Annotated in this window: 8 protein-coding genes and 1 tRNA gene; 3 read left to right on the top strand and 6 right to left on the bottom strand. The window is 67.9% G+C overall.

Translation table 11 applies throughout. The features are described 5' to 3' along the window. Positions 1-101 precede the first annotated feature (101 nt). Complete coding sequence (locus ACH4EW_RS30770) at positions 102-1,811, bottom strand: hypothetical protein (protein WP_398262568.1); 1,710 nt, start codon at positions 1,809-1,811, stop codon at positions 102-104. A gap of 456 nt (positions 1,812-2,267) precedes the next feature. Between ACH4EW_RS30770 and ACH4EW_RS30775 the strand changes: the two genes are divergently transcribed. After that, positions 2,268-2,711: a hypothetical protein gene (locus ACH4EW_RS30775; protein ID WP_398262582.1), complete on the top strand. Its 444-nt coding sequence runs from the start codon at positions 2,268-2,270 to the stop codon at positions 2,709-2,711. A 144-nt stretch (positions 2,712-2,855) separates the two neighbouring features. Here the strand turns inward: ACH4EW_RS30775 and ACH4EW_RS30780 are convergent, their stop codons facing one another. After that, positions 2,856-4,934, bottom strand: coding sequence for a restriction endonuclease (locus ACH4EW_RS30780; protein ID WP_398262570.1), 2,079 nt, complete (start codon positions 4,932-4,934; stop codon positions 2,856-2,858). Between the two features lie 383 nt (positions 4,935-5,317). Between ACH4EW_RS30780 and ACH4EW_RS30785 the strand changes: the two genes are divergently transcribed. After that, positions 5,318-7,360 carry a PA14 domain-containing protein gene (locus ACH4EW_RS30785; RefSeq protein WP_398262572.1) on the top strand — a complete coding sequence of 681 codons (2,043 nt, stop codon included), beginning with the start codon at positions 5,318-5,320 and terminating at the stop codon, positions 7,358-7,360. Positions 7,361-7,517: 157 nt separating this feature from the next. On the opposite strand, the gene ACH4EW_RS30790 is transcribed toward ACH4EW_RS30785, so the two are convergent. After that, positions 7,518-7,583, bottom strand: a tRNA-OTHER gene (locus ACH4EW_RS30790). A 124-nt stretch (positions 7,584-7,707) separates the two neighbouring features. After that, entirely contained in the window at positions 7,708-8,199 is a 492-nt protein-coding gene (locus tag ACH4EW_RS30795; protein WP_398262574.1) for an HNH endonuclease, read from the bottom strand. Between the two features lie 395 nt (positions 8,200-8,594). Between ACH4EW_RS30795 and ACH4EW_RS30800 the strand changes: the two genes are divergently transcribed. Continuing rightward, positions 8,595-8,957, top strand: coding sequence for a hypothetical protein (locus ACH4EW_RS30800; RefSeq protein WP_398262576.1), 363 nt, complete (start codon positions 8,595-8,597; stop codon positions 8,955-8,957). Between the two features lie 468 nt (positions 8,958-9,425). Here ACH4EW_RS30800 and ACH4EW_RS30805 read toward each other — a convergent pair whose 3' ends face one another. Next, positions 9,426-9,818, bottom strand: a complete 393-nt coding sequence (locus tag ACH4EW_RS30805; RefSeq protein ID WP_398262578.1) for a recombinase family protein — start codon at positions 9,816-9,818, stop codon at positions 9,426-9,428. 75 nt (positions 9,819-9,893) lie between these two features. After that, positions 9,894-10,226: a hypothetical protein gene (locus tag ACH4EW_RS30810; RefSeq protein WP_398262580.1), complete on the bottom strand. Its 333-nt coding sequence runs from the start codon at positions 10,224-10,226 to the stop codon at positions 9,894-9,896. Positions 10,227-10,307: the final 81 nt, after the last annotated feature.

Raw genomic sequence — 10,307 nt, forward strand, 5'->3', positions numbered from 1 at the left:
GGGGCACAGCCATGGCACGCCCGGTCCGGTGCCGGCGCAGCGTCACCCCCGGTCGGCAGTGGGCCTCATGCCCGAGCAGCACGGCCGGCAACCGAAGACGCTCACGGGCACTTGAGTGTTTCCTTGCTCGACGGGCCCCCGTACGTGGAGCTGATCCGGACCTCGCCCGCCTCCCGTACAGTCAGCCGGGTGAACTCGCCGTCCGGCGCCAGGCATCCGTTGTCCGCCCACAACCACGGTGAGTACGCGATACGGATGGTCACCGAGCCGGGTTTCGGCATGCCCACCACCAGGCTGGCGCCGTCGGAGCTCACCACGGAGCCGGGCCGGTCCACCAGGGGCGTCGCGTTCTTCACACGGTAGATCTTCCAGTTGGCGTCCTCCCACACGTGCTCCAGATAGTCCGGTTCGCTCGTCACCAGGGCGTGCTCCAGCTCCGCAGGGCCGTCCGGTTTGCCGTTGGCGACCACGACAAAGCCCACGGCCCACTGGGAGAGCCAGGCGTGGTAGGAGGCGGAGGAGAAGGTTCCCTCCGGCACGGCAGTTCCGCCGTGCCCCTCGTAGAACAGACGCCCGCGCTCGACGTCGACCTGCCGGTTCCAACCGCGTGCCATGTTCACGTAGGGGGCGAGGACGGCCGCTTCTCGGTGGTCGCGTGCCGGAACCACCTCGACGCGGGTGCGCTCACTGTCCAGCTTCCGGAGTTCAGCGACGACGCCGTCGGTCTTGACGGCGTATTCGGGCACCTTCGTATTGGTGACGATATCGGCGGTCGTCTTGCCGCACAGCCAGGTCAGGGAGAGAACCAGGGCGACGACGCAGCCCACTCGCTGACGCCGGGGCGTGAACCAGCCGAACGACAGTCGGGCGGGGGGCGCGTCCTCCTCGTCCCGATGGCGTCCGTTGACCAGGATGGCGAGCAGCGTTGCAGGTGCCGCCAGTTCTGTGAGCCGTTCGACGTTCGTCCCGACCGGCGAGGCGATCAGATAGCAGAGCACCACGCCGAGCGCGTACACCGCGGTTCCGAACCTCAGCACCCGCCAGCTGCGCGGTGCCGTCAGCAGGATCACCGCGCACAGAAGCACAGGCGGCCAGATCCGGGCGAACGGCATGGGCTGCTCGCCCTCGAACGGGAACAGCAGGGTGGTCAGTGCGACAACAGTGACCGGCGGCGCGAGAAGCGAGGCGGCCTTCCCCCACTCGCGTGTCAGCAGGTAGGCCGCTCCGACCACGACGAGGAACAGCCCGGCGACGGGACTCCCCATGGTGGACAGCGCCGCGCAGACGACCGCAGTCACGATGTGCCGTCCGCTGACGATCGCGAGTACGGCCGCCATCGCGAAGGCCATGCCCAGCATGAACGTCGATCGTCCCGACACCACTTGGCACCACAGCGAGAATGCCAACGCCAGCGAGGGCCACAGGGGTTTCTGCACGCCGGTGCGCGTGACGAGTTCCGCGGCCAGCCAGGTCGACGAGAGCCCGGACAGCAGCGTCACGGGCACCACGCCGAGAGCCGCCATCACATAGGGCGAGATCACGCTGTAGTTCGCGGTGTGCAGACCGCCGTACCAGAAGAGGTTGTAAGCGGAGTCGGGGTACATCTTCGCGAACTCCGCCCACGCTTCCTGCGCCGCGAGGTCGCCGCCGCCGGTCGCGAAGACCGCCCACCAGATGGCGTAGAGCGGCAGAACGCAGGCGGTGACCAGGAGCGGCACAGGGCGGCGTCCGAGCCACCGTCCCCGCGCCTCTGTCGGCTCGTGGGCATGCTGCGGGAGGGGGTGGCGTGGGGACAGCTCAGCAGAGGCCACTGCGGCGTTCCGTTCTGGTCGGGCGGGCAGTTCATTTCGTCGTGGGTAGACGCTAACCGCAGGCATTGACCAGGCCGCGACAGGACCCAGGACGGGCCGAGGCAGCACCCCGGCCGAGGTGGCACTGCGGTCGAGCAGCACCGCGGTCGAGATGGCGCCGCGGTCGAGATGGCACCGCGGTCGAGATGGCACCGCGGTCGAGATGGCACCGCGGTCGAAGGGCATCACCTCGTCCTGAACCCGAGAAGGTCCCGGAACGGTTCGGCCGGGACCGAAACTTCCCGGATCTAGCGTCGAACCATGACGGAAACGAAGCACATAGCAGACGTACCGGACGTACTCGACGCACCTGGCGCCCCCGACATCCTCGACGCCCCAGACATCCTCGACGCCTCCGACATCCTCGAAGACGTCCCGGCGACGGACGACCGCGACCCCGCGCAGACCGTGACGGCCATGGTCGGCCACGTCCTTGCCCTCGCCGCGACCTGGACCGCCTGGGACGGCCGCCCCGTCCCCGCCGACGACCGGATCTACACCCCGCACAAGGCGATCCGCCGCGTCGCCGACCACATGGTCGACCACCTCGCGGAGATGGAGGCCAGGCTCGTGGGCGAGAAGACACAGCCCGACCACTGGCACGCCTCGGCGACCACCACCGAGGCGGACCTCGCCCCGTTCACCGAGGCCGACCTCGACGAGGCGCGCAGCCGACTCACCCGGCTGGCCAGGATCTGGGCGAACCGCCTGGACACCCTGACGCCCGACCAGCTCGACAAGTCACCCGGCACGGGGTGGACCTTCCGCCAACTCGCCTTCCACCTGGCGGAGTCGGCGTACTACGCGGACTCCGTGGGGGACCTGGGAGCGGACGGGCCGCCCCGGGCCACGAAGTCATGACGCCCGAAGCGACGCCGGGCCGGCCAAGGAGCTCACAACCGCCTTCGCCGTCCTGCCTCCTCCGCCTCGTAGCCGCACGCACCCAGCCCCGCTCCTTCTCCCACCCCCATGTGCCGGTCGGTCCAAGCCGCATCCAAGCCGCATCTAAGCCACATCAATGCCGTACTCCTGGACCAGCTCCTCCAGGCCGCCTCGGTAACCCTTGCCTCCGGTGACGAACTCCCAGTCACCGTTCGAGCGGCGACGAAAGGAACCCAGTACGAGCGCAGTCTCGTTGGCGCGGCCGTCGGACACTTCCAACTGGTCGAGTTGGGTCCCCGCGGAGTCCAGCAGCCGAATGCCGGCGTCGACGAACCCGGACAGGTCGGCCGAAGGGTTGGCGACGGGATCGACCGCGGCGATGACGACGAGGCGGTCGGCTCGTGCCGGTAGGGCATCGAAAGCTACGTGGATGGCGGCTCTGTCCGGCGCGACGGGAATGAGCGCACGGACCGTGCCGTCGGGTGTCCGGGGGTTGTTGAAGAAGACGAAGTGGTCGTCGTCCAGAACCCGGTTGCCGTGGCAGACGAGCGCGCACACGTCCAAGGCGACGCTGCCCGACCAGTACATGCCCAACACGTTGTGGTCTTCCGTGTCGGCCTCACTGTCCGGCACCGTCCGCTGGGCGGGCACCGTGCGTTCGCCGCTGCCCAGTCGTCCGCGCAGTCCGTGGCGGTGCAGCAGGTCGACCAGTTCGGAGCCTGCCACCAGTTCCAAGGGCTTGCCGTTGGCGAAGGTGTGCGAGCCGGGGCCGAATCCGGACGTCGTGACCAGCACACCCTTGTTGGCGCCGGCGTCCTGGACAGTGCCGTACAAGTCGCGGACGGCTGTCGGGGGCACGGTGTTGCGGTAGCGCTTGACCTGTACGACGATCTTGCCGCCGCGAATCGGGGTCGGGTCCAGTGCATCGACGTCCACGCCGCCGTCGTTGGAGCGCTGTGTGGTCACGGCCTGCATGCCCATGGCCCGGAACAGATCTGCGACCAGCGCTTCGAAGACGATGGGATCCATTTCGTACAGATCCGGCTCTTCGTCGCCTCCATGCGTGACGACGCCGTTACCGACATCCTCGGGCAGCCGGCCGGGCCGCACGGGCGCGTACTGATCGGGGCGCGACGACAGCTGCCCCCGGAGTCCGTCCACCAGGCAGTTGACAGCGTTCACCTGTTCCAGATGCAGCGCGGCAAAAGTCGCACGCGAAGCCATGACCGTGCCGAGGAACATGGGAGCCCGTCTGCCGGTCGTCGGGTCGTGATCGTCCACGAACCCGTTCAGCGCGACCGATTCCAGCGCACCGAACTCGTCGGCGGCGAAAAGATCACGCAGAACCAACAGGAGACACTGTGCGAGTGCGTCCCGGTACAGAGCGCGACGCTGTGTGACCGGTCGGGGCGACTCCTTCTCCTGATCGGCGTTGATCATGTAGCGCACCGACTTCGCCTCCGGGACGATGTCGTACTTGGGAAGCTCCCAGTTCAGTACCAACTGGCGCGCACCGGAGTCGTACGCTGCGGACACCTGGCGGGGCAGGTCCTCCGGCCAGCCGGTCGAGGCGTAGAGGGCAGCGGAGAAATACTCCACTGCGGCCCCGGGATCTCCGTTGCGGAGACCTGTCTTCATCTCCGCGATGCCGGCGTTGTGCCGACGGATCTCGCTCAGCTGGGTGTCGGCCCATTGCTGGTACTGCAGCTGGTAGGCGGCCAGTTGGTGCTGACGCTGTGCCTCCGCAGCCTGTGCGGCCTGCCAGTCGCGCTCGAACCTGGACCGGGCCTCCGCCTGTGCCTGGGCCCGCCGTGTGGCGGTCCAACCACCCTGCGGCTGGTACTGGTTCGGGTCCGGCATGCGGATGGGGTGCGCGAGCTGTCCCGGCGAGAACGCCTCGACCTGCTCCGCACGAATCAGCGCGTCGGCCCTGAACGCCGGAGCCCGGCATCCTGCCGCCAGCAGACCCTGTAACGACTCCACCCGCGCATCAAGTTCCCTCGTGCGTCGCCGTGCCTCCGCCTCGCGCTGTTCCCGGTACGCCGCTTTCTGCTCACGGTGGCTGCGCGCGAGCGCTTGCTGGTAGGCGCGTTGTTGCCTCTCCTGTTCCCGCTGATATCTGGCTTGCGCCTCTCGTTGACGTTGCTGTTGGCGCTGCGCCTCGGCCCAGACGCCAACCAACCCATTGGAGCGACGGCTCATGCTCTACAGGCCCTCCCCACCAGCGACCTGGCGTGCGTGCACCAAGCCCTGGCCCAATAACCAGCAGTGATAGGGCGACTCTAGTGCCGCGACCGCGCGCCCATGCCCTCGCCGCACATGGCCTCCACCCCGCCCCAACCCGCGCATACCAGAGAGGAAGCGGCGCCTGCCGACGCGACGTTGCCCTGCTGCCGGGCGAAGTCACCGCTCAGCGAGGAAATGGCCCGAGCGCGCCGGTCGTCGCACCGGTACGGCCGATGCGTGCCGAACGTTTGGAAAAAGGGGAGGTGGCGGGGGCAACCCTGCCCCCGCCTCATGGGTCACACAGGCGTCACCTGTTTCACATGTTTTCCAATGGTCCGGAAAGGGCCCCACTCTCTGTGATGACTCGTACCCGGCTGACCGCGCTGGCCGCGACGGCCGCCCTCGCCGCCGGCGGCCTGATCACCGCCGCCCCCGCCTCCGCGGCCGTCACCTGCACCTCTCCCGTCTGGAAGGCGCAGTACTTCGGCAACTCCGCCTTCAGCGGCACGCCGAAGCGCACCGCCTGCGACTCCGCCATCGCCGAGAACTACGGGCACGGCGACCCGCCCGGCGTCACGCTGCCCAAAGACAACTTCTCCGTCCGCTGGTCCCTCACCCGGGACTTCGGCTCCGGCGGCCCCTTCCGGCTCTCCGCCGCCACGCAGGACGGCATGCGCGTCTACGTCGACGGCGTGCGGAAGATCGACCTGTGGAAGAACGTCTCCACCACCGCCCGCAAGACCGTCGACCTGACCATTCCGGCCGGCAAGCACATGCTCCGCGTGGACTACGTTGCCTGGACCGGCCTCGCCAACGCCGGGTTCACGTACGCCCCGCGCACCGAGGCCGCCGTCGACAAGGTCAAGCCGCTCGCCCCGGCCGCCCTCACCGCCGCATACAACCGGGACACCACGAAGACCACCCTGCGCTGGGCCGCGAACAAGGAGATGGACCTCGCCGGTTACCGCGTGTACCGTCGGCTGAGCACCACCCAGTGGGCGAAGGTCAGCGGTTCGTCGCTGCTCACCTCCCCGTCTTTCGTGGACACGACGCCCGCCACGGGCCAGACCTTCCAGTACGAGGTCCGCGCCGTCGACAAGGCGGGCCGCGAGTCCGCCGGCAGCCACGACGCCACCGCTGTGACCGTGGACCGCACGGGGCCGGCGGCGCCGACCGGTCTCACGGTCGTCGGCGACACCTGGTGGGCCACCCTGGCCTGGCAGGGGGTCGCCGACGCCGCGAAGTACGAGGTGTACGCCGCCTCCGCGGCCACCGGCCCGTTCGAGCTGCTGGGCACGACGACCACGACGTCGTACCGCACCGGCGCACGCATGAACACCGTCCGGTACTACCGGGTCCGCGCCCTCGACGCGCTCGGTAACCCGTCGGCGTACGCCGATGTCACCGGCGACGGCGTCGACCGGACGCCGCCGGAGTCCCCGACCTCCCTCAACTCCGTCGTCCGCGTCGGCTACACCGACGTGTACTGGGCGCAGCCCGACAGCTTCGGCGAGGACTTCGACAACGGTGGGACCTACCGCGTCTACCGCTCGCCCGGCAAGACCCTCGACCCGGCCGCACTCACCCGCGTGACCTGCGCCGAGGGGAGCGACGAGACCAGCACCGGCGGCGGCTGCCACGACCTGGAGATGCCCGCCGGCACATACGTGACGTACGCGGTCACGGCGGTGGACCCGTCCGGCAACGAGTCGGCACTGTCCGCCCCGCTCGTCGTCCGCACCGGCGACCGCGTCGCGCCCGGCCCGGTCACCGGCGTGAAGGCCACCCCGCGCGCCGACGGCGTGCTGGTGAGCTGGGCGGCCTCGACCGAGGACGATCTCGAGCGCTACGTGGCCTGGACCGGCGCCCGGCAGGCCGACGGCACGGTCAAGTGGCTCAGCTCCACCTCCTGCTCCGAGGGCACGAGCGACCCGCTCGCGGTCCTCTGCGGCGACCTGCCGGACGGCGAGACGCACGTGTACGCGGTCGTTGCCAGGGACCGCTGGGACAACGCGCTGCACCCGAGTGACCCGAAGGTCACGGTCGTCGAGGCCACCGAGCTGGACGTCCGGCCGTCCGTGACGGTCACCCGGGACTGGGACCTCGGCAGCAGGGGCTACGACACCGTGATCGGCGGACGCGGCGGGCCGTCCATCAACTGGCGGTGCGACAAGACGGCTGAGTGCGACACCCTCGCGGGCTACCGGGTTAGACGGTGGAACGCGGCCACGGAGGCGTACGAGCCGCTGCACGCCGGACTGCTGCCGGCGGAGACCCGTACCTACACGGACACCACGGCGGCGCGGGGGACCACGCACTTCTACACGCTGGAGGCGGTGCGCGCCGACGGCAGCGTCGCGGGCACGCACGTGTGGAGCTGCGTCTTCCAGGACCGCGTTTAGTGCGGTGGCCGGCAAGGTGTGCCCCGTCGCGGCGGGCGAACCTTGCCGGTCGAGCCGCTAGAAGATGTGGCATCCGCGTGGCATGAGTGGCACGCCCCCGACCACGAAGAAGGGCCGGCCTGGGAGGAAAGCTCTCCTGAGCCGGCCCTCCTCTCTGTGCCCCCGGCAGGATTCGAACCTGCGACACCCGCTTCAGGAGAGAGGCTGGGCCGTAGGACAGGGGACCTGCGGCTTCGCTGGCCGAGCCAGCGGGCACGACTGCGCCCGCTAACCAGTCTTGTTGACCGTGGCTGACCCTCGCATCTGGCACGGCTGTGGCACGCGACTCCTGCGGGGATGCGTACACGTCAGCGTCTTTCGCGCTCGTAGCGTTCCACCCGACGCGCCAACCTGGCCCGATACCTCTGGGGTGAGTGGAAAGCCTGAGAGCGGCGGACCATGTCCTCTGCCGTGAGGCTCTCTGCGTAGGTCCGGAGCGCGGGTATCCGGAAGAGGGCAGCGCGCTGCGCTTCGGCTTCCTCGACAGTCCTCAGCGGGGTGCTGTCGTTGCGTTCATGGTTGCAGCCCCAGTGTGTGAGGCGCACATTGTCGCGCGTGTCGGTGCCGCCGGCTGCGATGGTGCGGACGTGGTCGATGCTCGGGGACCGAGGGTCTGGGTGCTGATAAGCCTGATCCACTGGATCTTGGCACAGGCCACAGATCCAATCGTCCCGTTCACCGATCTCTTCCACTGTGTAGCGCTCGATGCTCCCATTGCTCCGCATGCGCTCACGGCGGCGCCGATCCTGGGCGCGCTTGGCTTCGCTGCGCCGAGGTGTGGGCAGGTCTGCGTTGTTCACCTGTGCCTCCTTTGCTACACGCTGATGGGCAAGGCCCTTGCCCGCTCCCGAGCTCTGGCACGCACTTCCTTGAGACGGTCGTGGAAGCCGTTGTGGCGGTTCTGGTTGAGGTTCAGCGGCAGGTCAAGCTGAGCGATGAGCATGGATGTCAGTTGTTCCGTTCCTTACGGCTATCGCATCCCACTCAGCCCTGGTCCGATAGTGAGCCGACCAGTGATGGAGCGGCCCCGAGGGCCTGGCTGGCCGGTGTCCTGGTCCGCGCAATTCCCCGTGGTTCCCTGCACGATCTGGCACGGTTCTGGCACGATCTCTTCGTCTGCTGGTAGCAGTGCCGGACCGGTGTGCCTGGCCGGTATGCGCAGGCTGGGCAGTGGCCACGCGATGGGGGAGGGGCAATGAGGATCAAGGATCCGGAGTACCCGGCAGCGGTCGAAGCGGCCGTGGAGATCTTGCGGGAGCGGGCCCGTCGAGGACAGACCATCACGTACGGGGAGCTGAGCGCCGAGTTGGCGGCACAGGGCTTCGACTCCATTCCCCCTCATCGTGGAGTCATGACCTACCTGCTCAAGGATGTCTGCCTCCACCGTAACGAGGATGGACGAGCACCGATGCTCTCGGCGATCGTGGTGAACAAGGCGAGCCGGGAGCCATCCGACCAGTTCTCCGGCCTTGCCCGAAGCCTGCCCTTCTCCCGGCCGGCCAACTGGACCTGGCGGGACGAGCAGCAGCAGGTGTTCGCTCAGCACCGCGAGGAATGACGTCAGACCTCGACACTCGCTTTAGGAGAGAGGATGGGACGTCCTGCCGGTGACCTGTGGATTCACCGGCCGAGCCAACAGGTGGGTATACGCCCGCTAGCTACCCTTGTTGACCGCAGCTGACCCCTGTATCTGGCACGGCTGTGGCACGCGACGAACAAATGGCTCAGAACTTGGCCGGCCCCTCCGTTGCTGGGTGCTCAACCACCGTAGCGGCTGCGCAAGTCCTCCGTTCGATGGCTGCAGCGTGAGTCAGGATGTCAGTGGCGTGATGTTCACTGAGCCCCATGGAGGATTCGGAAGTCGTTGCCGCCATCTGGAAGACCATCGACTCATCCGTTGTGGGTGAACCATCAGTCATTCTTGAGGCGCCGGGGGGCACAAGTCTGAAGGAACTGGTTGCCGAAGTGGGCCGGTTCGTAGGCAGGTCCCGCCATCTCGCCGCAAACGGCTTCACCGACCCGTCACTCACTGAGCGCACTGGACTGCCGCTCGTTGAACCGTTCGGGGACGGGCTACAAGAGATGCGGGGCTGGGCCTACAGGTCTCACTGGATCGGTTGCGGCAGCGTTGGCACCTCAGACCGGGAGCGCGTGGTCGTGGTTTCTTGCCGGACTTCTTGTCGGCGAAGATCCGGATGCAGCCCGCTTCGGTGAGTGCGTGGATCTGCCGGTCGAGCAACTGTCCCTTCGTCGATACGCGGGCGTACCCCACGAGGGCGCCGGTACATACGGCGGGGACAGGGGTGAGGAGATCGGCGGTGTCGTCATCGGAAGGTTTCTGCACCCGCGAGATCGTACAGAAAAGGGTGCTGCTCAAGTTCTTGAGCATGCCGACTTTCTGACACCGTGTTACGAGCATGATCCGGCGCCGATCCGGCTGACCTGTGACAGTGAAGATTGATCCATTGCCACCGAAGTTTGACCGGTGTCGGTGCTACTCGCTGAGCATGTCGGCATTTCTACGAGACTTCGATGCTCTGCGGGACAGGTGCGCGAGCAGCTGGCCCGCGCCGACGGCAACGTAGAGCACGACCAGAACCCCGAGTGCGAGGTCGAGCCAGTCATAGGTCGCGCCCCTGAAGAGCGAGGCCCACGCCCTGTACCCCGCGACGGATCCGGCAACCACCAGCAGCACCGACGCCAAGGCATACAGCGCCTTCGCGGCCCTGGGCCGCCGCTCTTTGAGCAGTTCACCACCCGCACCGAGCGCTACCAGCGCGGCGAAGGCATGGTGCGGCTCCAGATGCCCCGTCCCGGTGCCTGTCAAGTCAAATGAAACGAATGTGATGCTATGAGATCTGTTGTTCGGTTTGACGTCGCTTGGCGGGGTCGTTGATCCATGCCTGGC

The sequence above is a fragment of the Streptomyces sp. NPDC018000 genome (assembly GCF_044328025.1).
GTDB lineage: Bacteria > Actinomycetota > Actinomycetes > Streptomycetales > Streptomycetaceae > Streptomyces.

Bases quoted from the DNA above. Each gene is read 5' to 3' on its own strand.
- ACH4EW_RS30800 (WP_398262576.1), top strand. From the start codon at position 8,595: ATGAGGATCAAGGATCCGGAGTACCCGGCAGCGGTCGAAGCGGCCGTG.
- ACH4EW_RS30805 (WP_398262578.1), bottom strand. From the start codon at position 9,818: ATGCTCGTAACACGGTGTCAGAAAGTCGGCATGCTCAAGAACTTGAGC.
- ACH4EW_RS30785 (WP_398262572.1), top strand. From the start codon at position 5,318: ATGACTCGTACCCGGCTGACCGCGCTGGCCGCGACGGCCGCCCTCGCC.
- ACH4EW_RS30775 (WP_398262582.1), top strand. From the start codon at position 2,268: ATGGTCGGCCACGTCCTTGCCCTCGCCGCGACCTGGACCGCCTGGGAC.
- ACH4EW_RS30780 (WP_398262570.1), bottom strand. From the start codon at position 4,934: ATGAGCCGTCGCTCCAATGGGTTGGTTGGCGTCTGGGCCGAGGCGCAG.